Here is a 26292-nt window from a genome sequence, read left to right as displayed (position 1 = left end):
AGCCCATAGTGACAGAAGGGACCCAACAGGGCAAGCCTCAACTACGGATGCAGACCCCGTGGGCTTGGAGGTCAGCCTTGATTTCACCGAGGGTCAACTGTCCATAGTGTAATAAAGAGGCCAAAAGCGCGGCAGCACAGTCTCCCTCAGTCAAGACTTCACGGATATGGGCGAGGTTCCCGGCTCCCCCGGAGGCCACCACCGGGACGGAGACCGCGCGGGCAACGGCCTGGGTCAAGGGTAGGTCATAACCCGCCTGGGTCCCGTCGCGGTCCATACTGGTGAGCAAAATCTCTCCCGCTCCCCGCGCCTGGACTTCCTGTGCCCACTGCACCGCATCTAACCCCGTAGCTTGCCGGCCCCCCCGCACGTACACGCCCCAGTTCCCTTGGGCCTCGCGGCGGGCATCAATGGCGACCACAATGCACTGTTGCCCGAACTCACGGCTAGCTGCACTGATGAAATCAGGATTACGGACTGCCGCTGAGTTGATGCTGACCTTGTCGGCCCCGGCCCTAAGGAGGTCCTGGATCATCTGGAGGTCTTGGATGCCCCCGCCTACGGTCAGGGGAATAAAAAGTTCTTCAGCAGTGCGCTGGACGACTTCTCTAAGGATGCCGCGCTCCTCATGGGTGGCAGTAATATCTAGAAATACCAACTCGTCGGCTCCGCCATCGTTGTAGAGTCGCGCCAGGGCCACTGGGTCGCCCGCATCGCGCAACCCGACAAAGTTCACCCCTTTCACCACCCGCCCCGCCTGCACATCCAGACAGGCCACCAACCGTTTAGCCAGCATTGGTTTTCCTTACAGTTATCTACCCGATATAGTAAACTCACGTAAAGCGTAGCATTTTTTTGTATTCTTGCAACTTAGGAAAATCAAAGACTTCATGCTTTAGTCTCCACTCGAATATAAACTTAACCGCTGAAAAAGATTTGCATAGATGCCAACACTCCCCGATGAAGCGTTTACCATGGTTCCAGATATCTTCTGTCGGATTCTGCTCTGGGGCATAGGTAGCAGATCGAATACATTCTACCTTCCATTCTTCTCGCGGTAGCTCTTTATTTTCTAACTCTAGAAATGTCCTAACCTCTTCTGAACGATGATAACTGGCTCCAGCCCAAAGCAGCTTTAGTTTAGTATTTGGATATTGCTTTTGCAGAGACTTAATAAATATAACTCTACTAGCCTTGTGAAAATCGATACCCTCTTTTACGTCTCCCCTTACTCGTTTTCTAGTATAGATACGCGCTGTTGTAAGTCTGCATTCTGAGTATAAAGCTGCTCCATGCGTACTAGAGAGAGCCGCATAACCTGAACTAAATCATTAAACTCACGGGACTGTTCAGCCTGAATCTCCCGCACATCGGAAACTACAGCGCGAAGATCAGAGACAGCCCCGCGAAGGTCAGAGACAGCCCCGCGAAGGTCAGTGATGCTTTTGGTGTTTTCAGCAGTGGCGATGGTATTGGCAGCGATCAATTGAAGTAGTTCATCTGTGGTCATTTAGGATCTCCGGCGGCTGTAGGTGAATCCTGAACATCAGGGATGTACTGCAAGAGAGCCCCCGGTTGAAGCCTGTAGAGCTTGTAGAGTTTATCTAGAACCTCTGATCCTGGGGTGTTGCGCCGTCTTTTTTTCTGGATCTTACCCAGAACTCCTACATAGAGGATGTTCTGGGGGCTGGAACTGGCTCTGGGAGAGAGGGCGAGTGACGGGGTTTGAACCCGCGAATGGAGGAACCACAATCCTCTGTGTTAACCGCTTCACCACACTCGCCACGGTTGCACCTTATCTAGCATAGTGGGTTTTCGGGAAGTGGGACGATACTTTGGCAGAATGGGTGGGCGGACAGCTAGGGTGAGCGATGTATAGGCCACGGGTGGGGATTGTTGGGGGCGGACAGTTGGGGCGGATGCTGGCTCTGGCTGGACATCGTCTGGGCTTAGACCTCATTTTGTATGCCCAAGCGGATGAACCCGCCGCCCAGGTTGTCCCCCACTGCGTTGAGAATTTAGAAACCCTAGCCCAGCAATGCGATGTCTTGACCTTTGAGCATGAATGGGCAGATGTCGAAGCTCTAGCTCTACTCCAGACCCGTTACCCCATCGCTGTCTGGCCCAGTCTAGCAACGCTGGAAATCATCCAGGACAAATATCAGCAACGGAACCACTTAGCCCAAGCGGGTTTGCCTGTACCAGAGTTTGCGGCCCCGAGTGATTGGGCTGGCGTCGAGGTTTTTGCCTGTGAACACGGTCCCCAGGTCGTCCTCAAGGCCCGTCGCCAGAGTTATGACGGACGGGGTACTCAGTTTTGGACCCTGGGGGAAACCCTGCCCCCTTGGTCTCCAGACTGGATGGTGGAAGCGCGGGTTCCTTTTGAACGGGAACTCGCGGTCATGGTTGCCCGCACCCCCAAGGGCGAAGTGGCCGTCTATCCCGTGGTCGAAACCCAACAGGTGAACGGAGTCTGTGATACCGTGCTAGTCCCGGCCCGAGTCTCTGCCCTTGTCGCCACCCAAGCCCAGAAACTCGCGCTGTGGGCCGTGGAGACCATTCAGGCTGTCGGGGTTGTTGGGGTTGAGCTATTTTTAACTGCCGGTGATAAGTTGTGGGTCAACGAACTCGCCCCCCGGCCCCATAACTCCGGGCATTACACCCTGGAGGGCTGCCAGACGGACCAGTTTGAACAACACCTGCGGGCGGTTCTAGGTTGGCCTTTGGGAGATACGGATTTGGTGCGGTCCGCTGCGGCGATGGTCAACCTGTTGGGAACTGAGCGGGAGTTTAAGTTGTGGGCACCGCTGGATCTAGGGGATGTGCACTTTCACTGGTACGGGAAGGCTCCCCGTCTGGGACGTAAGTTGGGCCATTTGACGGTCTTGGCAGATACAGTTGCGGAGGCATGGGACCGGGCGAGGCTGGCCCGTAAACGTTGGGAGGGTCAGGGATGAATCCAGTGGTGAGTGTGATTATGGGTAGTGATTCGGATTTACCCGTGATGAAGGCGGCTTTAGCGGTATTACAGGAATTCACAGTCCCCTATGAATGTCAGATCGTCTCCGCCCACCGGACTCCGCTCTTCATGGTCAATTTTGCTCAGCTAGCCCACGGGCGTGGTATACGGGTGATTATTGCTGGGGCGGGGGGGGCGGCGCACCTGCCGGGAATGGTGGCTTCACTGTCGCCTTTGCCCGTGATTGGCGTGCCTGTGCCGACGGCTCATCTCGGTGGGTTGGATTCCCTCTACTCAATTGTCCAGATGCCGGGAGGGATTCCGGTGGCCACAGTGGCGATTGGACAGGCCAAGAATGCGGGCTTATTGGCGGTGCGGATCTTGGCGACCCACGACCCCGAGTTACAAGCCAAGATGCTCAGCTATCAAGCCCGTCTCGCCGCTGAGGTCGAGGCCAAACAGGAACGACTCCAACGGCTCGGGGCTGAGCAGTACCTTCAAGAGATGCTCTGAACCACTCCGGGGACGGGTTTCTTGGCTTGTTGTAGACGTAGAGCCCGCCGCAGTAATCCGTGCTTAGGTGCGAAAACCATCGTCACAATAAAAAATAACGTCATCAGTAGCACAATCGAGCCGCCCGTGGAACCGTCAAAGTGATAGCTCAAGTAGGTCCCGATCACACTCGAAAAAACCCCAATCCCAACTGCAATGCCGAGCATCCAATCAAAACGGTCGGTCAACAGATAGGCCGTGGCCCCTGGGGTAATCAACATCGCCACCACCAGCGTAATCCCGGCGGTCTGTTGGGCCGCAACGATGGTCAAAGACAGCAACGCCAAGAGCATATAGTTCAGAAATTGGGTGTTGAGACCAATGGAGCGGGCGTGGGTCGGGTCAAAACAAAATAACAACAAATCTTTACGCAGGACGATGATGGTCACCAGGGTAATCCCACTGATGATAAAGGTCTGGAGCATATCTTCATTCGATATCCCCAAGACGTTACCAAACAAAATGTGCTGGAGGTCAATATTGCTGGGCGTCTTGGAGATAAGAACCAGTCCCAGGGCAAAACAGCCTGTAAAAACAATTCCCATCGAAGCATCTTCTTTAATCCGGGTCTGGGACTTGACAAACCCAATCCCAATTGCTGAACCGAGACCAAAGATAAACGCCCCAATCGAGAAGGGCGCATTGACGATATAGGAAAGGACGACCCCCGGCAGGACCGAGTGGGAGACTGCATCCCCCATCAAGGACCAACCCTTGAGGGTGATGTAACAGGAGAGGGCTGAACAGACCACCCCGACGATGGCACTCACCAGAATTGCCTTGCGAATAAATTCATACTGGAGGGGCTCAGCGAACCAGAGCCAGATTGCTTCCATAGCTACCTCAGTTGCGTGGTTGGGGTTGGATCGGCGGACTAAAGGTCAGGTTACGGAGCATCCCGCCGAAGGTCTTGGTTAAATTCTCCTCGGTGAAGACTTCTGCCGTGGGACCGTAGGCGAGGATGGTCCGGTTGACCAGAATTACTTGGTCACAAAAACTACTGACGGAACCCAGGTCATGGGTCGAGATAAGGATGGTATGCCCTGACTGTTTGAGTTGCAGAAGGAGGTCAATAATGGTCTTCTCGGTCTTGGTATCCACTCCCGTGAACGGTTCATCCAAGAGCATCACGGTCCCCTGTTGAGCCAGAGCGCGAGCGAGGAAAGCCCGTTTTTTTTGGCCCCCGGAGAGCTCTCCAATCTGACGCTCCCGAAATTCAGCCATCTGTACAAGGTCTAGGGCTTTTTGGGCCTCTTTGCGGTCCTGGGCACTGGGGATACGCAGGATATTCATGTAGCCATAACGCCCCATCATTACTACATCCCAGACACTGACCGGGAAGCTCCAGTCCACTTCCTCGGACTGGGGGACATAGGCGATGAGGTTGGCTTTTTGGGCAGCTTGGATCGGTTTGCCGTTGATGATGACGCGCGCCTGGGCCGGGGTCAATAGGCCCATGATGGACTTGAAGAGGGTGGATTTCCCCGCGCCATTGGGACCGACCAGCCCACTGATTGAACCACTCTGCAACTCTAGGTTGGCGTTGTTGAGGGCAATATTTCCGCTGTAACTCACGGTCACGCCCTGGACTTGGATACTGACCTCACGCATGGAGCCTCCGTCGGGGATCATTTCAGGGAGCCGTACAGGGTGCCCCCGAGCCCCTGGAGCATCAGTCTGGCATCATAGCGCAACATACTGAGGTAGTTGGGGACCGGACCATCGGGCAACGAGACCGAATCCACATAAAATGTTCCCCCAAACTTGGCCCCGGTCTCCTGGGCCACCTGCCGCTGGGCCTTGTCATTGACCGTACTCTCACAGAAGACCGCCGGAATCTGGTTAGCACGGACGGTATCAATTACTTTGCGGACCTGTTTAGGGGTGCCCTGTTGGTCGGCGTTGATGGCCCACAGGTAGACCTCATTGAGCTTGTAGTCGCGGGTGAGGTAGGAGAAGGCCCCCTCACAACTGACGAGATACCGTTTGGTAGGGGGAATGGTAGCGAGAGATTTGCGGATGTCGGTGTCTAACGCTTTTATTTTGGCACTATAGGCTTTGGCGTTGGTGTTATAGGTGGTTTGGTTAGCGGGGTCAATCTTGACCAAGGCTTTACGGCTATTCTCGACATAGATCAGGGCATTGGGTAGGGACATCCAGGCGTGGGGGTTGGGTTTGTCCTGGTAGGGTCCCTCTTTAATTGCCATCGGCTTGATCCCCTCGGTCAGTTTGAAGCGCGGTACGCTCTTGAGGTTGCCATAGAAATCTTCAAACCACCGCTCCAAGTTCAAGCCATTGTCGAGGACTAGATCAGCTTTTTGGACCTTGACCACATCGCTTGGGGTCGGCTCGTAGCCGTGGATCTCGGCCCCGACCTTGGTAATGGACTGAACAGTCGCCGCATCGCCCGCCACGTTACTGACCATATCGGCAATGACGGAAAATGTGGTAACGACAATTTTTTTGGTTTGGGCCTCAACCGGGATGCCCAAAGCCGCTACTAGAGCCAAGGCAACAACACGTTTAAACATGAACGGGTCCTTTCTTTACACTTCTACATAGTATCAGCTTTGTGAAAAGATAATGAAAAGAATTAGAAAAAGTGGGACGAGATTTTCATAATCCTAGGATTCACCTTAGAATCAAGAATGTATTGCTAGGTCCTCACTGATGTTCAGACGTTCCTTCTCCTCCTTGGTCTGCCTCTTCTTTTTGAGTGCCTGTGGCGGTGATACGCCGCCGGATCGGACGGTGAAGGAAGCGGGGTTGGACCCGGTGGCCCAAGCTTTTTTGCAGAGTAAGAAGCCCAAGATCGTCGCCACCACTACGATCCTTGCCGATATGGTCCGGGTGGTGGCGGGTGAAGATTTCGTAGTCTTCAGTGTTCTTAGACCGGGAGTGGACCCCCACGTTTACGAATCTACCCCTGGTGACTCGCGGGTAATCTCGGGGGCTGACCTAGTTTTTAGCAACGGTCTATACCTGGAACCCAAACTCATCAAAGTCATTGAGGCCACAGCGAACCCTGCTCCCAAAGTAACCGTGGCAGAGGCGGGCAATGTCAAACCACTCAAACCCATCGAACGCAGTAGCCTGTTCACCGCTGACCCGCACTGCTGGGGTTCACCGGATAACGCTGTCCTTTACGTGGATACCATCGAGCAGTCCTTAAGCAAACAATTCCCTGAATCTAAAGCACAGTTCGCCGCTAATGCTGAACGTTATCGCGCCCAGATTCGTGCCATGGGAGCCTGGATTAAAACCCAGATCGTGACAATCCCAGAGGAACGGCGGTTACTCGTTACCTCCCACGATGCCTTCCAGTACTACGGGATTTACGCCGACTTGCCCATCCTGGGTTCCATTTTGGGACTCTCAACGGAAGAAGAACCCAGCGTCAAAAAAATCACCACCCTCGTCGAGAAAGTCAAAAAAGCCGGGATACCCGCTATCTTCACCGAGACTTCCACCTCACCCAAACTTGTAACCGCCCTAGCCCGCGAGTCTGGCGTGAAAATTGGCGGGTCACTCTATTCTGATTCCCTGGGCATTGAGGGCAGCCAAGGCGACACCTACCTCAAGGCGATGGCGGCGAATACTCAAATCATTGTTGAGGGGCTAGGCGGCACCTACACAGCGTTCAAAGCTCCTTAATCCTCTATCTTTACCGAGAGCTAGTTTTAGACCCGCGTCTGTGCCATCTTTTCAACCTAATCTGTTTAAAGGGTCATCGTACCCCGCCCCTTCCGAGCGTCAGAGCTTCTGCCTGTACAATCGAGGACGATTACCCCTAGATGCTGGGTACCCCAACTTGGATTCAATCATGACCACCATGCCGCTGACTTGGGCAGAACTAGCCGCCCTCACCGACTTTTCGATAGATACCGTCCATGGCCCCACCAATGCCCAAGCCCGTTTGCGCCTATTTGGTCTGCCTGAGTCCGCTGTGCGCGTGACCTTATACCGCGACAACCATGCTTGGTGTCCCTATTGTCAAAAAATCTGGCTGTGGTTGGAGGAAAAACAAATTCCTTACCGCATCGAAAAAGTGACCATGTTTTGCTACGGCGAAAAAGAAAATTGGTATAAGCGCAAAGTTCCATCGGGAATGCTGCCCGCTGTCGAGCTAGACGGGCGCATCCTCACCGAAAGTGATGACATTTTGATTGCCCTGGAACAGGTTTTTGGTCCCTTGGGTGCGGGCATGAAAGACCCTACTATGCTCCCGCTCAGGCGGTTGGAGCGGATGCTATTCAGAGCTTGGTGCCAGTGGCTTTGTTATCCCGCTTCACCCCAGCGAGAGCAGCATAACCACGACCAATTTACCACCGTCGTAACGATGGTTGAAGCCGCCCTAGCTAGTACACCGGGTCCCTATTTCCTTGCCGAGTTCGGTACGGCTGATGTAATTTTTACGCCCTATGTTGAACGGATGCACGCCAGTCTTTACTACTACAAAGGCTACGCGCTCCGGGAAAATCCTAGCTTCGCGGCTTGGTTCGATGCCATGGAAAGCCGACCGACCTACTGCGGTACCCAGAGTGACTTCCACACCCATGTCCATGACCTGCCGCCCCAAATGGGCGGTTGCTGGGAAAACGGTGAGCCCCAGATGCGCCGTAATAAGACCCGGGTAGACCACGGACCCTGGCTCGGGCTACCCGATGCGACCTACCCCGAACCTGTCACTGCTCGCGCTGAAGCCCTCTCCCGTGTCCTCAAGCACCGCGCTAACCTTGTGCGCGTCAACCCCGCCGCCGACCCATTGTTTGATGAAGCCCTGCGCTGTGCCCTGACTCACCTGATGACCGACGTGACCTGTGTGCCACCAGCCGGGTCCGACCATGCCCTTAGGTATGTACGCGACCGGATCAATGTGCCACGGGATATGTCTATTTACGCTGCCAAACGGTTACGGACTTCCTTAGAAGAAATTGCTAGTTTGGCAGGCGACGGTCAAGGTCCCCCCATCCCCACTCAACACCGCCGCGACCAGAACCCAGTGGACTTTGCCTAAGCCGCCCTCTACCCCTAGCCCGCAAGCAGGGAAGCAAGTGTAGCCTTCTGTTTTAGGACAGCGCGGCCTCTATCTTTTCACAAAGGGTGTTGAGGATCTGGATACGGGCGAAATATTTGTCTTCGGCAGCGATGAGCGTCCAGGGGGCGAGATCGGTACTGGTCCGGTCTACCATGTCACAAACTGCCTGCCCATAGAGGTCCCACTTCGCGCGGTTGCGCCAATCGTCCTCCGTCAGCTTGAACCGCTTAAAACGGTCGCTTTCTCGGGCTTGGAAACGCTTAAGTTGCTCTTCCTTACTAAGGCTGAGCCAGAATTTGACCAGAATTATTTCTGACTCGACTAGCTGCTGTTCAAAGTCATTAATCTCGCTGTAGGCTCGTAACCAATCCGCTTCCGTGCATAGACCCTCGACCCGTTCCACGAGGACCCGTCCATACCAGGAGCGGTCAAAAATTACGATCCGTTCCCGCAGCGGCAAATGTCGCCAAAACCGCCAGAGGTAAGGCTGGGCGAGTTCCTCTTCGGTGGGCGCACTGACAGGAATAATCTGGTATTGACGGGCATCCAAGGCCTGACTAACCCGGCGGATACTCCCGCCCTTCCCCGCCGCATCAAACCCTTCAAACACAACGACCAGAGCGTGATTTTTAAAAGCTGATTTACGGGTGAGTTGATTGAAGCGGCCTTGCTGTTGTTCTAGCTGGCTCTCGTAATCGTCCTTGGCAATCTTCTGCATCAAGTCTAGGGTTGTCAGTACAGTGCGCTGGTCCATGGCGGGTAAGAGCGGCGGCGTTTTTAGAGCCGGGGCGGGTGCAGGCGCAAGTTTACGGAGGTTTTCTAGTAAAACTCGGCCTACGGTCAGTTCCCGGAAGCGGTGGTCTGTCCCCTCCACAATCATCCAGGGAGCCTCAGCCGTGCTAGTTTCGCGCAACATCTGTTCCGCTATCTGACAGAACTTGTCGTAATGGTGGTAATGGTCCCATTCCTGGTCGGTGATCCGCCAACGGGTGCGGGGGTCTTTTTGGAGAGATTCCAGCCGTTCTTTTTGCCGTTTTTTTGGTAAATGGAACCAAAATTTAACCAGTAACACGCCCTCATCGCGGAGCATTTTCTCAAACCGCACCGTGTCTTGGAGGTATTGCTGAAACCGCCCCGGTTTGAGGTCCCCTGCTACTCGCTGCCAAACCGGGTCCGTCGCCCAAGAATTAAAGAAGATGCTAATCTTCCCCTTGCCCGGTAGTGCTCGCCAGAAACGCGCCATGGCGGGGAGTTGCCGCTCCACCGCTGTCGGCTCCCCGAGGGCTAATGTCTGAAGATAACGTGGGTCCATCCATTCACTGAGTAGATGGGCGGTCTCACTCTTGCCTGTCCCGTCCATCCCGCCTACTAAGATGATCACTGCCGCTTGCTTGGTCTGGGTCAAATCATACTGAGCATCAATGAGCGCGTCCCGCAAACCGGGGACCTCCTGCTCAAACGTCGCTTTATCAATGCTATGACCCAGTTCAGCCGACTCAAACATGCATTCACGCCAAGCTTGTCACGGTATTGTAGCGGTCTTGAATCCCGCCCACTTCTCTCAAGAGTCAGTTCCCCTAAGTGTATGGGCGGTCCAACAGACGATTAATTGCTTGGGTGCAGACTTGATTGACTCGGTCTAGGTCAGCACGTTGGGTCGAGGGGGGGGGCAGGATTGTGGGGGCGAACCGGACGGCGACCGGTGCGATCCGGGGCCAGACCGCGCCCTTCGGTAAAATATCGCCACTGCCTAGGATAGCAACTGGCAGTAAGGGTACGCCTGCCTTCGCTGCCAGCAGGACCGCGCCGGGTTGGGGATTATCTACCCGTCCATCTGGGGTGCGCGTCCCCTGAATGAAAACCCCTACCACCCAGCCCGCTGCCAAGGCCTCCAAGGCCGAGCGCAGGGCTCCCCGGTCCATCACGCCCCGCTTAACGGGGAAACTCCCATAAATCCGCATGATGTGCTTGAGGACCGGGACATGAAATAACTCTTCTTTCGCCATAAATGCGGTGGGTCGGCCCAAGCAGTTGCCGATGATGAGCGGGTCTAGATTGCTCGCGTGGTTACAGACTGCGATGTAGGGCGAACTGGGGATGTATTCCTGGCCCTCAATCTTCAGCCGCCAAGCTAGATGCAACAGCGGACTGACCAAAAGCCACTTGGAAAAATGGTAGATGAAGAGCCGACTCTCCGGCGGTGGATAAGCCATGGATCTATCGTCCAATAAAACGCTGAATATAATCCTCATCCGCTAAGATCCGCGCTTGGATCGCCGCTAAAATAACCCCGCTCACCGCCTCCGCCGTCTCTGTCCCCGTCACGGTGACATCAGCTTGCCGATAAAGCTCCAACCGTTCCGTCAGAATTTCAGTTAACCGCTCCCGCCCGCCTACTAACAGAGGCCGACTCGTCTTCCCTTGGACGCGTTGCCACAATAGTTCAGCCGGAACCTCTAACCACACCACCACCCCAGTATGCAGATAGGCCCAATTGCGCGGTGACAGGACGACCCCGCCCCCAGTTGCCACCACCAAGCGCGTGTGGGGCGCTAACTGGCTCAAAACCTGGGTTTCTACCTCCCGAAAAACGCTCTCCCCCTGGGCAAAAAGTTCGGGTATGGTCAGCCCCGTCGCCTGGGTAATCAGGGTGTCTGTATCGAAATAGTGATAGCCCAACGCCTTAGCTAGGACCGCACCCACCGTGGACTTACCCGCGCCCATCATCCCGACTAGATAAACATTGGTATTTTTGAGCATCGTCAAAGCAGGGTAAAAAAAGCAGGATCGAGGTCAAACCCTAGGGTCTGAGCCATGTAGCGCAGGTCCGCATGGTTTTGGATCTTCTGGGCACTCAGCCAGTCATGGACCGTGAAAACCTTATGCAATACGAAAATCTGGAGGGCCTCGGTATTAAAAACCAACCCCTCCTGCCGCTCGAAACGGTGGGGGACCAGCATCGCTGCATACCGGGTCAACTCCCCGGCCCGCCAATTGAGGAAATAGGGTAGCCACGGGTAGCGGGCATCCAAGCGCATGAACCAGAGCCGGACTTCTTCAATCTCCGAGAGTTCGCGGGGGTCTGACTCATCGCGGGGGTAATCGAATTGAAAATTTAGCTGGCGGGCTTGGGCAATTGGGTCACGGCTCAAGTCGGCAATTACAGACTGGATACCCGTCAGGTCCAACCGTTCAATGGTCTTGCGATCGAGGGTAAAGTCCACGGGGTGTTTCGGGCAGCTTTTATATCCTGACATCCTTGCGCCCCAGGCCGCTACTCGTCCTCTTGCTTGACCCGGCGGATCGGCACATTGGCAATCAAAGCCGTGGTGTTCCCTTCACGGTCAAGTTGCACATCCAGGTCGGCGGCCTCTAGTTCAAAATAACGGGCTACGACTTCCAGTAATTCACCGCGCATCTTCGCCATCAATTGCGGAGAAATATCCGTCCGGTCGTAGGCCAGAACCATCTTGAGTCGGTCCTTCGCCATATTCCGACTGGTATTGACCTTGCCGTCGCGGTTAAAAAATTTATCCAGTAACTCCATAATCATCGTGTTACTTTGTGCCTCGAATCAAGGATAGTAAACGGTCCCAAAGACCCGGCGGGGGGCCTTCTAGGTTCATCAAAGGCACATGCTCGCCCTGGAGGCGGCGGGCAATATTGAGGAAGGCTTGTCCAGCGGGGGGCGGGGTTTCACTCAACACAATTGGGTCGCCCCGGTTGGTAGTGACGATGACTTTTTCATCCTCCGGCACCACACCTAACAGTTTAATTGCCAGGATCTCTAACACGTCCTCCACGGACATCATGTTATTTTCCTTGACCATCTGGGGCCGGAGACGATTGACGATGAGTTCGGTGTCCTTGATCCCCGCCGCTTCGAGTAGACCAATCACCCGGTCAGCATCCCGGACGGCAGAGACTTCGGGGGTGGTGACGACGATGGCTTTTTGGGCTCCGGCGATGGCATTTTTGAAACCCTGCTCGATCCCCGCCGGACAGTCCACCAGTACATACTCAAAACTCTCAGCGAGTTGGCTGGTGATGTCCCGGGTCTGAGCCGGGGTAATCGAGTTTTTGTCACGGGTCTGGGCCGCCGGGAGCAGGGCGAGCTTGGGTTGGCGTTTGTCGCGGACCAAGGCTTGGTCTAACCGACATTCACCATTGAGGACATCCAGGATGTTGTAGACAATCCGGTTCTCCAGTCCCAATAACAGATCCAAGTTTCGTAAACCGAAATCTGCATCCACCAAGGCGACCGAACGGCCTTGAGCTGCCAGAGCCATCCCCAAGTTTGCCGAAGTGGTTGTTTTACCCACCCCGCCCTTACCCGAAGTAATCACAAAAACTTTGCCACTCATCAACTCCTCCCCCGCGCCATCCTAAAATCTGCTGCTAGCGCGATATGAATATTCTCATCGCGCACGTAGGCCACCTCGGGCCGGTCCGAGGGGGCACCCTCCGGGGCACGGGCCAAGTATTCGGCAATCCGCAACTGCATGGGTGCAAGATGTAACGCAAAAATTAAAGCACGGTCATTGCCATCACTACCCGCATGGGCCAACCCACGCAACTTACCCCAGACCATAATATCGCCCCGAGCATGGACCTCAGCCCCTGGATTCACATCCCCAAGGATAATCACGGTGGCGGGATGCTTGACTAGCACTCCCGAGCGCACGGTCTGTTGCAAATACAAAGGCTCAGCCCAGGGCATGAGGACGGGGACTGCCGGGGTCTGTTGTTCGACATTGAGACCCGCCACCGCTGCGGCGACGGCGGTCTGGCGACGGCTGGTGGTGACTTTACCCAGGGTGAGTTGGTAGCTTGTCAAAAGCTGAGCCACCTGTTCAAGTTGCGGGGCATCTGTCAGGCGGTCTTGACATTCGAGGATGACGCGAAACCCACCACTCCAAAGTCGTTCCCCGGCATCCAATCGTTGTTGGAGTTGTTGCATCACCTCTTCCCAGCTCAAGTCTGGGGGCAACAACAGCCGCAGGCCCTCGCTCGAACCTTTGAAAGTCACCTGTTGCTCAAGGGGAAGGGTCTGCATAGGGATGCTGAGGGTGGGTCTCATCCTATCACATTGCCGGACGGGCGACGATCTGGGCGAGTTGGGTGAGGAAGACGGGTTCGAGGTAGGCGCGGCGGAGGGTGCGCCAGTGGAGGAGAGCCCGGGCACGGCGGTCCTGAATGGCTAGGTGCAAGTCGGATTCAGCGGTGGACAGTTGGGCAGCGAGGACTCCGGTATCTTGAATGGTGCCTAGGGTCTCTTGCAGCGTCTTAATTCCCTTGATCCAGTCTTTGAAAGCCGGGGGGTAAGCATCAGCGAAAAATTCCGCCTCGTAGCGCACGTGCTTGAGGGCTTTACGCAGGTCGTGGAGTACATGAGGATCGGTGTCGTCATCTAGTAACCAACCCGGATGGAGCATCATCTCGGCACAGAGGGGACCGAGTAGGTAGGGCAACAGCGGCGACAGGGGGCGTTTGGCGACCGGATGGTAACGGGGCTGGGCCAGCCAATCGGCGCAGGCGCGTTTCAGTTTTTGGTAGCGGGGGCGGGTTAGTTCATGTTGAACCCGGCTGTAGGCACGACGACGCTGCTTGGTTAGCCGCTCGGTCAGGGCGGTTACTTGCGACTCATCCGGGAGCCGGGGTTGGTAATAGGTCATGAGGTCCGTCCGTTGCACATCTAGGTCCCGCAGTCCGCCCAAAGCCCGTCCGAGGTCCCGGACCCGTTCCTGGGTGAGGTCCGTGGGTAGATCGAGGGTCTGAGCAAAGACTTGGAGGGCGGTACGTAAACGCCGACAGGCTACCCGCATTTTATGAAGGGCTTCAGGGTCCTCATCTAGGAGGACGGACTCCTCTTGTCGGAGCAACTGCTCATACTGTTCCTGAATTAGGCCGTGGGCTGCCCACCCGAGTGTAGTTTCCATCCTTTGTTCTCCTTTAATTCCAGGGTAGCCAATCGTGCAAAAGCCAACTCCTCCCCGCGACGATTGTGGGCAGAACAGCTAGAATAGCCCCAGCCGGCGACGTTGGTGACTGCCTAATTGTCTCGATCTATACTCATCGCGCACGGGAGATGAGAACCGGAGATGGTGAGCACGCTGGTCTAGTTATCAGACGCTCTAAAATCTCCATCGCATTTCCCATCCTGGATTCTTTCAGGTCGCGGACATAGGTAAAACGGCGTCGCGGGTCATTTACTCGCTCAGTGGTCAAGATAGGACCGAGGAGCGGGCCAAGGGAATTCTTCTAACAAGTCATAGCTGCCTACTTCAGTCGTCGGAATCCCGGTACGGAGAATGGTCCAGCCTTGGGTGGTGTATTCCTGGTAGACCCAGCCTTGACCTTCTATGCAATAGTAGCCGCCCGTTCTCAGCCCATCCCAGTCTAGGCAAGCCGCGCCCGTGGGACCGTTGGGATAGAGGGCACAGTTGATACCCTGACGACCGAAGTAATATTGGCAATCCTCACAGGGGGCAGGGCCATGCCAGCGGCGTTTAATGCCCAAGGCAGCGACCACGCGCCGTGCCCATTCGCGCCGGACATAGGTAGGGGTGAAACGGTTGGGATGTTGGGCCACCTGTTCACGCAGCAGGGCCAAGGAAGCGGTGAGTTTGACTTGGTCGAGGAAAACCACAATTTTTTCGGTCATCAGGCTTGCCAGTCGCGACAGTGGCTTAATTCTGGTCCCGTGGGATGGAGGGCGCAGGTCAAAATCGCTTCCCCATACTGGCGACCATGGTAAAAACCACAACCCTGACAGGCCACCGGACGGTTCAACTCGCCCTCCATTGTCCCGGCGACCTCAAAGAACCAGTGGTCGGTCTGTTGGACCCACTGCTCTAATACGGTGTCCACCTGCTGAAATAGCGGATTGGCCCAGGCTTCCCACGTAATTAGATCCTGCTCGACACGAGCGACCCATTCATTGAAACTTTGTTCGAGGTCCATCACGGTCTCTGGGGTTTGTCAATATCGTATGCTTTGGGGGCGGGTTGGCGTGGGGTTGATATGCAGGGTTTGAGGTTTTCTAGTGTAGACCGCCAGACCTTGTTTTGGTTTTGGGCGGGGGCTTGTTTGTTGGGGTTGGGATTGGGGACAGTGGCCTGGGGCTGGTTGGGGTTGTTGGGACTAGCGGGCATTGGGGGCGCACTGAGTCGGCGACGGCCTCGACTCCCGGAGGTCCAGTTCTGGTTAGGGGCGGCGGTTCTGATGTTGGGGCTGGTGGGCTATGTCCAACTGCGCGTACCGAGACCCAGCCCCACGGATATCAGCGCGTGGGCACCACAACGTAATGCCATCCTGGAGGCCGAAGTGGTGACGGACCCCAAGTCGGGGATTGACCAAGCCTCGCTCTTAGTCAAACCCCTCCGCTTAGTAGCTCCCCTAGAGGCCGGACCCCAGGGTCTTTTGTATGTCCGGGTCCCGCAAGCCGTCAGTAAACAACTCTACCCAGGCGTACGGCTCAAACTCATCGGGTCACTCAGTGAACCCAGCGGGGCCAAGAATCCCGGTCAGTTCGACTTCCAGCAGTATCTGGCGCGGCAGGGAGTTTTTGCGACGTTTCGGGCGGAAACGGTCGAGGTCTTGAGCCAGCCCCAGAACTGGTTGACCCAGCTACGCCGCACCCTGGTCCAAGCCCACATCACAGCGCTGGGTTCGCCCCGGGGTGAACTCCTGTCCTCGCTAGTCCTGGGGTCCAACGCCGTCACCCTGGACCCGACGATCCAAGAACAATTCACTCGGGTCGGACTAGCGCACCTCTTGGCGGCCTCCGGTGCCCAGGTCGCGCTGATTGTCAGTAATTGCCTGTTGTTATTGGGGCGGTGGGCGGCGGGGGCGCGGGTGATCGGGACCGGGTTAGTGCTGTTGCTGTATCTGCTCATCGCCGGGGGGAGTCCTTCGATTCTGCGGGCGGGACTGATGGGGTATGCAGTTTTGGCGGCTTTACTTTATAACGAAAAGGCCCTTGCTGAACCGGGGGGGATGTTTCGTCCGGAGTCACTGAAAATCCTGGCGGGGGTGGCGGTGGCTCTATTGTTGTGGAATCCTTTTTGGGCAGTGGACTTGGGGTTTCAGATGAGTTTCCTCGCCACGCTGGGTCTAATCCTGAGTGTGGGACCGCTGACGAAACTGATGTCTTTTTTACCGCTATTTTTTGCGACTAATTTTGCGGTTTCGATTGCGGCCTACGGCTGGACCTTGCCTTTGCAACTGAGTGTTTTCGGGCAACTCTCGCCTTACAGTCTGCTGGCTAATTTTGTGGCAGTGCTGGGGATTGAGTTTCTGACGATTGGTGGGTTCTTGAGTTCGCTAGTCAGTCTGGTTTGGTTGGACTTGACGCGCCTCATGGATTGGCCTTTGGGTTGGCTCTTGACGGGACTGCTGGGGCTGGTGAAGTTTTTCGCGGAGGCTCCAGGCAGTACGCTCTATCCGGGGGTCCTTGCGGGGGTGCAGACGCTGTTGCTCTACGCGGTCTTGGTCGCGCTCCATTTGCCCCAGGGTCGGGGTTTGGCCCTGGCCTTGGGCGGCGGGCTCTTACTGGGACCGCTATTAATTCCCGGTCCACGCGTGGAACTGACGGTTTTAGCGGGCGGGCGGGGAGCGGTCTTGACGAGTGAGGGTAAGACGTTTTTTATCGGGGATGGTCGGGAGGCTTGGCTGAAAGGGACGGTGGTGGCTCATCTGCGGCGGCGCGGGGTCCAGCAGTTAGCCGCTGTTGTGCCCCTGGGAGAAACCCCTATTCTCCCAGCGGTCCCGGTCGTGCAAACCCTGGGACCGCTTGTACCCCAGACGATTGTACGCTTAGGAAATCGGACCTTTATACGAGTCCTCGAACCGACCGCGCTGATTTTACAGACCAGTGAAGGCCGGGTCCTCTATCTCGGGGAACGCACGATTGCCCAACAACAACAGTTCCTCCGTCAGTTCCGGGCGGAATTGAATGAGGTGGATTGGGTCTGGCTGGACAATCCCTTCTTAATCGCGCCCTATCTAACCCTGCCTCGACTCAAGGGCATCTTTGCTACCCAACCAAAACTGAGTGAACGCACCCAACAGGAGACCCAAGCTAGCCGACACGAACTTTTTTGGTCCCAGGAGCGGGGTGCGATTACTTGGCAGGGCGGGGACCGGGTGCAGACCGTACTTTAAGCGGCCCCGCCATCCCATGAATGCTAGCCATCCCTTTGAGTTGAGGATGCTTCTTTAGGCAGCAGTCATAACTAAGGTCCACTCGCTTCTGCCTTGGTCCTCCACCCTGCCTGTGCCCGGCAGGGTATGGGCGAGACCGCTACAGAACGCTCTGATTTTTGGTGCGGACGCGCTCATAGATGCCCTCCATTGCGGCTAAGAAGGAATTCTCGCGCTCCCAAAAAGCAGGATAGTCGCCCTCAGTCTTGAGCAGGAGAGCGGGGATGGCGGTCGGTTCGGGGGCGGTGAGGTCTTGAGGTAGACGCTTTGACCCCTGCCAAAACTCCTTGAGGCTGGTTTCGGGTCGCGTCTGTAGCTGTGGGCTGGTGTAGTAGGCAGCCGATAGTTCGGGGACGGGCGATTGTTCCTCGAGACCGGCGGCTAAAGATTGACCCAAGGGGTCGCGGCGGAGTTGGTTGTGGAGTTCAGCCCGTGAGAGACCCCGCAGTTCAAATAAGAGGAGGGGATTGTGGTCGAGTTCGGCGGCGAGACGATAAAGTACGCCCGCGACGTGCTTGCAGGGATTCTCATAATCAGGACATGAACAATCAGTTTTAAAATCCTGTTCACGCTCAGGTAGTAGGGTTTGACAGGATACAAAGCTCGCTTCAATATCCTCAGGAACCTCGTTCATCAAGAGTCGAGTCACGGTACTGGCTTGAGATGCAAGTCGGGCAATGATCCGCTCCCAATCCTGGCTCGGAATTGGCGTCAAACTAAGCCCCGTGTTGTAGTGTGGCTCAGTGTAGGTCCCGAAGTAGGGGTTAACCGAACCGCGTACCGTGGCGGTGACACGACCATCGGCAATCACAAAACTCAGAATCCGACCATTCCGCAAATAGGCGCGGCCCCGACTTAAACGGGCAGGATCACAAAATTCTTCCAGGGCGGTAATGAACCGTCTTCCCCACCAAGTCCGGCTTTGGCGCATCGGTCTACTCCTCAAATCATGGCGTTTTCACTAAGGGTAATCAACTGTTTAAACCGCTCATTATCCAGCGTACTCAACCAGGATTCATCGGTACCCACCACAGTGATAGACAGTTGTTTCTTGTCTTGAATGATCTGGTCAATTCGCTCCTCCAAGGTCCCGAGGGTGACGAACTTGTGGACAAAAACATTTTTCTTTTGCCCAATCCGAAAAGCGCGGTCCGTCGCTTGGTCCTCGACAGCGGGGTTCCACCAACGGTCAAAGTGGAAGACATGGTTGGCCCGCGTGAGGGTGATGCCCACGCCTCCGGCCTTCAGCGACAGAATAAAAACCGCTGGTCCGCTCGCGGGGTCCTGGAATTCGGTAATCATCCGTTCCCGCTTGTCCCGACTGACCCCGCCGTGGATGTAGTAAGTACGGTAGCGGTAGCCCCGGAAGTAACGCTCCAGAGCCGTCCCAATCTCGTGAAACTGCGTGAAGACCAGCAGACTCTCCCCCTCAGCAATTACTTCTTCCGTCATTTCGGCAAGCCGACTGAGTTTGTGGGAGCGTTCCGGGGTGAAAGGACTATTATCTTGCAGGAATTGCCGGGGGTGGTTACAGATTTGTTTGAGTTTCATCAGGGTGGAAAGGATCAAACCTTGGCGGGTAATGCCCTCGGTATCGTTGATCTGTCTTGCCACTTCACTCGTAACTGCTTGATACAGGGAAGCCTGCTCTTTGGTCAACTGGCAAAAAAGTTTCTGCTCAATTTTGTCGGGCAAGTCCTGGATAATCTGCGGGTCGGTCTTCACGCGCCGCAGGATGAGGGGTTCAACTAAGCGTTTGAGGATGGTTGCTTGCTGACGGTCATTATCGCGGACAATCGGTAACTCGAAGCTTTTGCGGAACTGGACCGCGCTCCCCAGATAGCCGGGATTGAGAAAGTGGAAGATGGACCACAGGTCTAGTAAACGGTTCTCGACGGGCGTACCGGTGAGGGCGAGACGGGTCTGGGCCGAAATTTTAAGCAGGGCTTTGGTCTGGGCTGCTTTCGGGTTCTTGATATTCTGGGCCTCGTCAATTACCAGCCGTTGCCAACGCAGACTCGCCAAGAGTTTTTCATCCTTGCGGACCAGGGTGAAACTGGTCAGGACCACATCATGGTCCAAGCTTGTCGCCTTAAAGGTGGGGGTGTCAGTGATTCGTTTGGGGCCGTAGTGGATCATCGTGCGTAGCTGGGGGGCGAACTTTTCGATTTCCTTACGCCAGTTCCCTAACACCGAAGTGGGTGCAACCAGCAAGGTCGGTCCCGGTCGGTCCCCTTGGGCTTTTTCGTGAACTAGTCGGGCAATCACCTGGATCGTCTTACCCAAGCCCATATCGTCTGCTAAACAAGCTCCTAACCCCAGTTGTTCCAGATAAATCAGCCACGAGACTCCCCGTTGTTGGTAAGGGCGTAAAGTACCGACCAAACCGGGCGGGTCAGGGAGTAATTCCAGGCGCGAACGGTCCTTCAGGCGGGCGAATACTGCTTGTAGCGTGGCATCCTGCTCAACTTCCAGGTCTGGCTGATTGGCGGTGAACTTCATCCACTCCAGAAGGGGCATGGTTGACTGGGCCTGACGATGGGACTGCCAGAATCCAAGTAACTGCGCCATCTGTGCCTGCTCCAGAGCTAGCCACTCCCCCCGGAAACGCACCAAGGGAGTTTTAGCGGCGACCAGTGCCTCCCACTCCTGTGGGCTGACCGTCTCGCCCCCAATTGCTAGCTCATAGCTATATTCCACCAGCGCATCAAGGCTGAAGTAACCCTTATTTACGGTTGCCGACCCACTACTACTACCCGCTTTCAAGCGTACTTTTGCGCGTCGCCTACCTTCAGGGGTCCACCAAGCGGGCACCATAACCCGGTAGCCCGCCTCCTCCAAGACCCAAGCCGCTTCTTGCAGGAAAGTAAAGGCCTCTTCCATGGTGAGGACCAACCCCGTCGGACGGTCGGTGTGCAGTCCTGTCCAGAGTGGTAACCACATCCGGGCGGCGTAACCCAGGGCGAGGAGTAACTGCGGCTCAAATTGGCTACCTAGGTACGGTTGTAACTGGGCCTTAGCCTCTGCATCCCGGCCCCAGTAATCAGCGAGCGACAGTTGCCAGGAGGGAGCGGAGCGCGAGGAGACTAGGAAACGCAACTGCCAAGGGCCTTCATTCTCCGGGGCCTCTAGTTGTAGACCGAGTACGAAGGAGGTAGCAGTGCGGGCAGTGGTCAGTCGGTGTTTCCAGATCAACCATTGCTGGTAGGTCTCCCATACCCCATCCAGACTACTCAACCAGGGGGAGGCTAAATTTAGACAATCCTCGACCAACGAACCGCCCAACTGCTTGCTTAAGACTTCAGGGAGCGGGGTATGAGTCACAATATCCACCAACAAATTCTCTGAGAAGTGACGAAGTAGCGTCTCCCGGTCCCAAAAACCTACCTGTCCTGTCTGCCCACTGGCACAGACTAAGGGCATCTGCTGACTATACTCAAGAATGCCTGCTTCATATTGAGCTGAGACAAATTGCCAACTGGGATAGATTTCGCTGACGGGCTGCTTACGCTTACCCTGAGCGGGTAACTGCCGCAGCTTCAGGGCCGGGATGTAATGGTCTTTATAAAGAATCCCTTTGAGAAACTGACTATAGTGATGCCAAAATAGTAAATCTGAGCCGAACTGCACGTCATTGAGCTCATAGCGGACCCGAAAGTATAGGTCATGCAGGAGACGAATAACGGGGGAGCCCTTGGCTGAATAGGTACTGGCTGCCAGTCGATAGCAAGCTATCTGCCAGAACTGCCACTCAAACTGCTCAGGCAACTCTGTTTCTAGATACCTCGCCAACTCAAAAGATGGCAATGGCTGACCAGCAGCAGTAGGTAATAACAAAGTCTGTTCAATAAAATAACTCGCTGGTGCTTCTATGTTCAAGCTACTGGCTAAAAAAGTCCGCAGGGCTTTAAGGTTCAGATACCAGGGCTTGCCGTCCGATTCTACCCACAGGTAAAAGGCTCCTTTCTGAATAAAACCAGCTTCTAAATCTGGAATCCATGTCCCATGCAGGATGAGCACTGGTGAAGCCTCAATCATTCCCCTTAGTCTAGCGGAGGTTGATCGCAAGGGATGAAGTACACGGACTAGGCCCACTTCTAGAGATTAGCCATTCCCAGCACTTCAGCAGCGGTTCCTCCTCGCCACACTTCACCGCGAGAACTGCCATGGACCCTTAGTCCAGATTGCCAAGCTTTCCGCCACTGCTAGACCACTGCTCATGCTGCGCTGATGGTCAAGTAGCCGGACGGACTATCAAAGTGATAGCAGATTTTTTGAGCATGACCCAGGATAAGGGGTAATTGTAATCGCCAACAAAATTTGCCTTCAGAATCCTCGATTTTTACAATCAGTCGCAATCTCTCGCCATTTTTTACCTTTACTGAAATTAGCTGCTTGGTGTGCTGGCATTCCCTCTATTAGAATTTGATATACGCCGAGGTGCTTCACTCTTTTACCTAGCTTAGTAAATTTTTTGTTTTCTTCTGCAACCATTCCAGCATAAATAATAGTAAAAATAATTTGAATTTTAAGCGAATCATGATCATATTTTGCTGACAATTTTTACAATTAAATCTAAAGTGTTTGAGTTGAGTGATACGTCTGTTTGTTCATAAATCAGAACAAAATCACTATAGATTTGCTGACTAGTATGTTTGCCCGATAGTTCGCTTAAGTCACTGAAATACTCCCTGTCTCTGGGTGCGTATCTTTCACGTCCTGTTTTTTTCAAATAAATACACCAAGCATCGAAAGTACCAGCATCAAATTCTAAAACACTGCCATCGTTAAAATCTTTAATGTGTTGTGACATTGTTCTATCCTCTTTAGGTAGTAAGTTTGATAATTTGGTTGAAGAGAGAAACAAAGGACTAGAGCGAAAAGATCGGCGGATAGAGTGTATCTGTCCTACCCCATATATACCGGAGAAGAACGCGATAGAATATGTGTGGTTAGCTGCGAAAGACTTACCACGAGAGTGCTGGCATTTATGTAAGTCATTCCAAGTAGTCAAGTCCGTCTTTGAGATAGGTATGACTGTGGGCAAGTTTAGTTTTCCGAGGCTAGATGGGTATAAAAGTCTCTTTTGTCTCGTTTAGGCTCCCTGTATCTCCAAAATGATACTTACCGTACCCCAGGACCGAAAGTAACCACAAGTGCTTCGAGCAGTTGTGTGAAAGCTTCTATGATTATTGGGAGTATTTTCGTCCAAGACTAGTTATCCTTCCGAAGATCTAGCCTATTGTAAAATACTTAGGCTAGATCTTCAATGAACAATTAGAACTGGGTAGCACTGACGAAATTGAAGTCCTTCACCTTGAGTCCAGGGAATAAACTGGGCGGGGCTTCATTGTCTACGGCAGAGACGGCTTTGGACATGGCTTCTACCCGTTGCAACAGACTCAGGACGCTCTCGTTGAAACGGAGATTCTTCACGCCCCCCGCGAATTTACCATTCTCAATTAAGAAGGTCCCGTCGCGGGTGAGGCCCGTGAGTAGGGTCTCGGCAGGTTTGATGTAGCGCACGTACCAGACGTGGGTAAGGAAAACCCCGCGTTCCGTGGACTTGACAAGATCCATAAGTGACTTGCTCTCGTCGCCCGCCATGATCAGGTTGGCAGGAAATGGTGTGGGAGTCTGCTTTTGTTTTTGAGCGGTGAAACGGTCCCAGCGCACTTCTTTAAACACGCCTTGGTCCACCCATTTCACCAGCCGTTGCGGGAGTCCACTATCGCCAAAGGCTGCTCCTGGGGCGCGGGAATTGAGGGGGTCACTGTAGATATTGATAGCTTCCGGGGTGAGTTTCTGACCCAGTTTGCCGTTGGACAAAAATGTAACGCCGTCGGTGGTACTGCGCCCGTCCATCAGGTAGAACATGAACCAGACCAGTTGACTGACCGCCGCTGGCGAGAGGATGACCGTGTATTTGCCCGGGGCGAGGTCCTTGGGGGCCGCACCAATGCGGGTCTGTTCGAGGGCGGCTTCGGCGAGAGCACTCGGATCAAGGAGACGGATATCCGGGGCGGTATCTCTGGCCCACCCCGAACTGTCTGGGGCGGTCATAGTCGTCCCAATCAAGCCGTTGCTCCCCAAGTCGTAGGCAAAGAGACCCTTTGAATTGGCAAGTACCGCCCCAGATTCACCACTCTCCACGGTCCCAGAGGCGCGGACTTTAGCTTTGGCGGCTTTTTCGGTAATCGTCAGGACCCGGCTAGCCCGCTCATTTACGGCTAGGCGGGCGGTCTCGGGGGAATAACCGGGCGGCGCGAGGTAGGTCTGGGGTCCCAGGGGCGGCAGGTATTCCGGGTCGGGCGGGGCGACTTTGGCAATCGCTTCAGCGCGGCGTAGGGTGTCAGTGAGGGCTTCGGGGGTGAGCGTGGTGGTGCTTGCGGCCCCTTTACGACCCTCAAAGGCACATTCAACCCGGATGTTGGTGGCTTCAACCAGGGTGTTTTGGGTGATGGCGTTGTTGGCGAAACGGCTCACGGCATTGCGCTGGTAGCCAATGAAAACGGTGGCATCGGGGGCAGTCTTTTGTTTGAGCAGGTCAGCGGTCAGTTTTTGAGCCGCGTCCTTGGTGATAAAAGTCATTAGCTATTCCTCCCTGGAGCTACATCAATTTGGCGAAAGCGGGCCGGGGCCGCGCCGTGGGTCATCCGTCCCGACTGCGCGGGTTGGCCTTTGCCACAATTTAAGACCCCGTAAGGTTTCCAGTATTCAGCCCCGGCTACTCCGTCACAGCTACCCCAAAACTGGGGCGTGACCCCGCGATAGACGACATCTTTAAGGACTTCGGCTTTCTCGCCGTTGCGGATACGGTAAAACATATCCCCGCCAAACTGGAAATTCAGACGGCGTTGGTCAATGCTGAAGGTACCGTTTCCCTCAATGTAAATACCGTCCTTCACATCTTTAATTAATTCCGCCGGGGTACCCGAACCGGGAGCTAGCCCGACATTGGCAATCCGCACAATCGGGATCGCATCCCAGCCTTGGGCGCGGGAGGAGCCACGGGAGCGGGTTTGGTTGATTTTCGCAGCCACTTCACGATTCGTCGAGTAACCCACCAAGGTCCCTTCTTTGACGATATCCCAGCGTTGACAGGCCACGCCATCGTCATCAAATCCGGTGGAAGCGAGTCCCTCAGGGTAGAGATTGTCCGCCACGAGGTTGACGTACTGGGAGCCGTACTTGAAGTTGCCGAGCTTATCAGTGGTGGCAAAACTCGTCCCGGCGTAATCGGCTTCATAGCCCAACACCCGGTCTAGTTCAGTCGCGTGACCAACCGACTCGTGAATCGTCAGGAAAAGATTACTGCCATCCAACACCAAGTCATATTTACCTTGAGGACTAGCTTGGGCCGTCAGTTTGAGCTTAGCTTCCTGGGCGACCCGTTCGGCTTGGGCACCGAAGTTACCCTGCTCAATGTACTCCCAGCCCGCGTGACGGGGGAAAATCTCGTAGGTACGCGACTGTTGGTCGTTGTTCCCAGCAGCGTTGGCAGTCAGCTCAGCGGTGGAAATCAGGCCATCAATCTGGATAAACGAACCCTCGGAGGAAGCAAAGTATTTATCAGTCTGGATAAAGAGCATCTGTCCAAAGGCCACCTTGACCTCGGGAATTTTCTGCATCTGGGCATTGGCGGTCAGTAGGATTTCTGCTTTTTTGGCAAGGGGAATCCCAAAGGGGTCTACCACGCGGGGGGTTATATATTTTCCGGTGGCGTGGACGGGTTCGGTGACTAGAACGACGGGTTCCACGACGCTACGGGCACTGGCTTTAGCAATCTCAACGGCAAGCTGGGCGGTGGTCTGAGCACTCTCAGGGCTAACGATACTGGAGCTGGCAAATCCCCAGGCTCCCCGGTACAGACAGCGCACCCCGAACCCCGCACTCAGGTCATCGGCGAGTTCAGCGAGACGGTTATTGCGGGCATACAGCGATTGTTCACGGGTACGGATCAGACGGACATCTACATAATCGGCCCCGGCAGATTTAGCAGCCTTGAGGACAGTCTCACAAAAATCCTTAGCCGTGCCTGCGTCTGCGAAAACAGGTTTAGCCAATTCCGCCGCCTGAAGCCGGTCTCCCAACAGTAGCAAGGGCGGTAGTGCCCCTATTCCCCGCATCACATCCCGACGGTGCATAGTCATCCTCGTGTTCTGCTACAGATTACCTGAAGCTCTGCTAATCACATGTGAGAAGTTATGAGATATTGCCGAGTCTAGCCCTTAAAAAAGGGATTTAGAGGGATAAAAAACCTTAATAGATAGCGGTCAAGTTTGAGCAACTTATAATGAGGTCATAATTCCTGGTAGTACGCACAGTGGTGGCTCAGCCTCACTCACACACCTTCAGCACTGCTCACCTCCCCTGCTCGGATGATACTCCTGTGGATAATGAGGACCAAAATCTACGCCCCAACCTGCTGTTGTCATTACTGACTAGTCTCTGGGCTGAACGGATGGATTGGTACTTTGGCGTAGATATGGCGGTCTATCACACCACCGGCATTAGCCCTAAGGTGCCCGTGGTGCCC

At 54.9% G+C, this 26292-nt stretch carries 26 protein-coding genes, 1 tRNA gene, 1 other RNA gene and 1 pseudogene; 7 read left to right on the top strand and 22 right to left on the bottom strand.

Annotated features, from left to right (window positions below):
- Positions 1 to 37 precede the first annotated feature (37 nt).
- The 3 genes from hisF to HFM78_RS11550 all read right to left on the bottom strand — a co-directional run bounded on the left by hisF (position 38) and on the right by HFM78_RS11550 (position 1783).
- Positions 38 to 796, bottom strand: a complete 759-nt coding sequence (hisF, locus tag HFM78_RS11560) for an imidazole glycerol phosphate synthase subunit HisF (protein ID WP_287129596.1) — start codon at positions 794 to 796, stop codon at positions 38 to 40.
- 432 nt (positions 797 to 1228) lie between these two features.
- Positions 1229 to 1510: a hypothetical protein gene (locus HFM78_RS11555; protein WP_287129595.1), complete on the bottom strand. Its 282-nt coding sequence runs from the start codon at positions 1508 to 1510 to the stop codon at positions 1229 to 1231.
- Positions 1511 to 1710: 200 nt separating this feature from the next.
- A tRNA-His gene (locus HFM78_RS11550) sits at positions 1711 to 1783 on the bottom strand.
- A gap of 88 nt (positions 1784 to 1871) precedes the next feature.
- On the opposite strand from HFM78_RS11550, the gene HFM78_RS11545 reads away from it, so the two are divergent.
- Together HFM78_RS11545 and purE are read left to right on the top strand one after the other, a co-directional pair.
- The gene (locus tag HFM78_RS11545) at positions 1872 to 2957 is read left to right on the top strand and encodes a 5-(carboxyamino)imidazole ribonucleotide synthase (protein ID WP_287129594.1); all 1086 of its coding nucleotides are present in this window, start codon (positions 1872 to 1874) and stop codon (positions 2955 to 2957) included.
- The gene (purE, locus tag HFM78_RS11540) at positions 2954 to 3472 is read left to right on the top strand and encodes a 5-(carboxyamino)imidazole ribonucleotide mutase (RefSeq protein WP_287129593.1); all 519 of its coding nucleotides are present in this window, start codon (positions 2954 to 2956) and stop codon (positions 3470 to 3472) included. Before HFM78_RS11545 ends, purE begins: the two co-directional genes overlap by 4 nt.
- Here purE and HFM78_RS11535 read toward each other — a convergent pair.
- From HFM78_RS11535 to HFM78_RS11525, 3 genes are read right to left on the bottom strand one after another with little or no spacing between them, the layout of a single operon-like run.
- Positions 3457 to 4347 (bottom strand): metal ABC transporter permease, encoded by an 891-nt coding sequence (locus tag HFM78_RS11535; protein WP_287129592.1) that lies wholly within the window; start codon positions 4345 to 4347, stop codon positions 3457 to 3459. The two genes, purE and HFM78_RS11535, sit on opposite strands and share 16 nt — an antisense overlap.
- 7 nt (positions 4348 to 4354) lie before the next feature.
- Positions 4355 to 5122, bottom strand: a complete 768-nt coding sequence (locus tag HFM78_RS11530; protein WP_287129591.1) for a metal ABC transporter ATP-binding protein — start codon at positions 5120 to 5122, stop codon at positions 4355 to 4357.
- Between the two features lie 17 nt (positions 5123 to 5139).
- Positions 5140 to 6042, bottom strand: a complete 903-nt coding sequence (locus tag HFM78_RS11525; RefSeq protein WP_287129590.1) for a metal ABC transporter substrate-binding protein — start codon at positions 6040 to 6042, stop codon at positions 5140 to 5142.
- 139 nt (positions 6043 to 6181) lie between these two features.
- Here HFM78_RS11525 and HFM78_RS11520 point away from each other — a divergent pair, with 139 nt between their 5' ends.
- Positions 6182 to 7165: a metal ABC transporter solute-binding protein, Zn/Mn family gene (locus tag HFM78_RS11520; RefSeq protein WP_287129589.1), complete on the top strand. Its 984-nt coding sequence runs from the start codon at positions 6182 to 6184 to the stop codon at positions 7163 to 7165.
- Positions 7166 to 7334: 169 nt separating this feature from the next.
- Positions 7335 to 8528: a glutathione S-transferase family protein gene (locus HFM78_RS11515; protein WP_287129588.1), complete on the top strand. Its 1194-nt coding sequence runs from the start codon at positions 7335 to 7337 to the stop codon at positions 8526 to 8528.
- Positions 8529 to 8580: 52 nt separating this feature from the next.
- Here HFM78_RS11515 and pap read toward each other — a convergent pair whose 3' ends face one another.
- The 8 genes from pap to HFM78_RS11475 all read right to left on the bottom strand — a co-directional run bounded on the left by pap (position 8581) and on the right by HFM78_RS11475 (position 14488).
- The gene (gene pap / locus HFM78_RS11510; protein ID WP_287129587.1) at positions 8581 to 10053 is read right to left on the bottom strand and encodes a polyphosphate:AMP phosphotransferase; all 1473 of its coding nucleotides are present in this window, start codon (positions 10051 to 10053) and stop codon (positions 8581 to 8583) included.
- Positions 10054 to 10126: 73 nt separating this feature from the next.
- Positions 10127 to 10762: a 1-acyl-sn-glycerol-3-phosphate acyltransferase gene (locus HFM78_RS11505; RefSeq protein WP_287129586.1), complete on the bottom strand. Its 636-nt coding sequence runs from the start codon at positions 10760 to 10762 to the stop codon at positions 10127 to 10129.
- A 4-nt stretch (positions 10763 to 10766) separates the two neighbouring features.
- Positions 10767 to 11309: a shikimate kinase gene (locus tag HFM78_RS11500; RefSeq protein WP_287129620.1), complete on the bottom strand. Its 543-nt coding sequence runs from the start codon at positions 11307 to 11309 to the stop codon at positions 10767 to 10769.
- Positions 11310 to 11311: 2 nt separating this feature from the next.
- Positions 11312 to 11773 carry a CRR6 family NdhI maturation factor gene (locus HFM78_RS11495; RefSeq protein ID WP_287129585.1) on the bottom strand — a complete coding sequence of 154 codons (462 nt, stop codon included), beginning with the start codon at positions 11771 to 11773 and terminating at the stop codon, positions 11312 to 11314.
- A gap of 50 nt (positions 11774 to 11823) precedes the next feature.
- The gene (minE, locus tag HFM78_RS11490) at positions 11824 to 12102 is read right to left on the bottom strand and encodes a cell division topological specificity factor MinE (protein WP_287129584.1); all 279 of its coding nucleotides are present in this window, start codon (positions 12100 to 12102) and stop codon (positions 11824 to 11826) included.
- Positions 12103 to 12106: 4 nt separating this feature from the next.
- A complete protein-coding gene (minD, locus tag HFM78_RS11485; RefSeq protein WP_287129583.1) occupies positions 12107 to 12913 on the bottom strand; it encodes a septum site-determining protein MinD in 807 nt (268 codons plus the stop codon).
- Positions 12913 to 13605 carry a septum site-determining protein MinC gene (minC, locus tag HFM78_RS11480; RefSeq protein ID WP_287129582.1) on the bottom strand — a complete coding sequence of 231 codons (693 nt, stop codon included), beginning with the start codon at positions 13603 to 13605 and terminating at the stop codon, positions 12913 to 12915. Before minC ends, minD begins: the two co-directional genes overlap by 1 nt.
- A gap of 28 nt (positions 13606 to 13633) precedes the next feature.
- Positions 13634 to 14488, bottom strand: coding sequence for a CHAD domain-containing protein (locus tag HFM78_RS11475; RefSeq protein ID WP_287129581.1), 855 nt, complete (start codon positions 14486 to 14488; stop codon positions 13634 to 13636).
- 88 nt (positions 14489 to 14576) lie between these two features.
- Here HFM78_RS11475 and ssrS point away from each other — a divergent pair.
- Positions 14577 to 14760: non-coding RNA, 6S RNA (gene ssrS / locus HFM78_RS11470), on the top strand.
- Between the two features lie 6 nt (positions 14761 to 14766).
- Here ssrS and HFM78_RS11465 read toward each other — a convergent pair.
- Both HFM78_RS11465 and HFM78_RS11460 read right to left on the bottom strand, forming a co-directional pair.
- Entirely contained in the window at positions 14767 to 15213 is a 447-nt protein-coding gene (locus HFM78_RS11465) for a hypothetical protein (RefSeq protein WP_287129580.1), read from the bottom strand.
- Complete coding sequence (locus HFM78_RS11460; protein ID WP_287129579.1) at positions 15213 to 15512, bottom strand: hypothetical protein; 300 nt, start codon at positions 15510 to 15512, stop codon at positions 15213 to 15215. Before HFM78_RS11460 ends, HFM78_RS11465 begins: the two co-directional genes overlap by 1 nt.
- A 60-nt stretch (positions 15513 to 15572) precedes the next feature.
- On the opposite strand from HFM78_RS11460, the gene HFM78_RS11455 reads away from it, so the two are divergent.
- Positions 15573 to 17714: a ComEC/Rec2 family competence protein gene (locus HFM78_RS11455; RefSeq protein ID WP_287129578.1), complete on the top strand. Its 2142-nt coding sequence runs from the start codon at positions 15573 to 15575 to the stop codon at positions 17712 to 17714.
- 139 nt (positions 17715 to 17853) lie between these two features.
- Here the strand turns inward: HFM78_RS11455 and HFM78_RS11450 are convergent, their stop codons facing one another.
- The 6 genes from HFM78_RS11450 to HFM78_RS11425 form a co-directional block, all read right to left on the bottom strand.
- Positions 17854 to 18684 carry an SWIM zinc finger family protein gene (locus HFM78_RS11450; RefSeq protein WP_287129577.1) on the bottom strand — a complete coding sequence of 277 codons (831 nt, stop codon included), beginning with the start codon at positions 18682 to 18684 and terminating at the stop codon, positions 17854 to 17856.
- 11 nt (positions 18685 to 18695) lie between these two features.
- Entirely contained in the window at positions 18696 to 21791 is a 3096-nt protein-coding gene (locus tag HFM78_RS11445; protein WP_287129576.1) for a DEAD/DEAH box helicase, read from the bottom strand.
- A gap of 288 nt (positions 21792 to 22079) precedes the next feature.
- The gene (locus HFM78_RS11440) at positions 22080 to 22313 is read right to left on the bottom strand and encodes a DUF7004 family protein (protein ID WP_396035026.1); all 234 of its coding nucleotides are present in this window, start codon (positions 22311 to 22313) and stop codon (positions 22080 to 22082) included.
- Positions 22297 to 22566, bottom strand: a complete 270-nt coding sequence (locus tag HFM78_RS11435) for a DUF7004 family protein (RefSeq protein ID WP_287129574.1) — start codon at positions 22564 to 22566, stop codon at positions 22297 to 22299. Before HFM78_RS11435 ends, HFM78_RS11440 begins: the two co-directional genes overlap by 17 nt.
- Positions 22567 to 23030: 464 nt before the next feature.
- Entirely contained in the window at positions 23031 to 24344 is a 1314-nt protein-coding gene (locus HFM78_RS11430) for a TldD/PmbA family protein (RefSeq protein WP_287129573.1), read from the bottom strand.
- The gene (locus HFM78_RS11425; RefSeq protein WP_287129572.1) at positions 24344 to 25906 is read right to left on the bottom strand and encodes a TldD/PmbA family protein; all 1563 of its coding nucleotides are present in this window, start codon (positions 25904 to 25906) and stop codon (positions 24344 to 24346) included. Before HFM78_RS11425 ends, HFM78_RS11430 begins: the two co-directional genes overlap by 1 nt.
- Before the next feature lie 176 nt (positions 25907 to 26082).
- On the opposite strand from HFM78_RS11425, the pseudogene HFM78_RS11420 reads away from it, so the two are divergent.
- A pseudogene (locus HFM78_RS11420) lies at positions 26083 to 26292 on the top strand (hypothetical protein); the annotation flags it as partial.

Origin of the sequence: Candidatus Cyanaurora vandensis (assembly GCF_013285555.1) — a bacterium.
In the GTDB taxonomy this organism is placed as follows: domain Bacteria; phylum Cyanobacteriota; class Cyanobacteriia; order Gloeobacterales; family Anthocerotibacteraceae; genus Cyanaurora; species Cyanaurora vandensis.
This window is presented reverse-complemented; position numbering and strand designations above follow the sequence as displayed.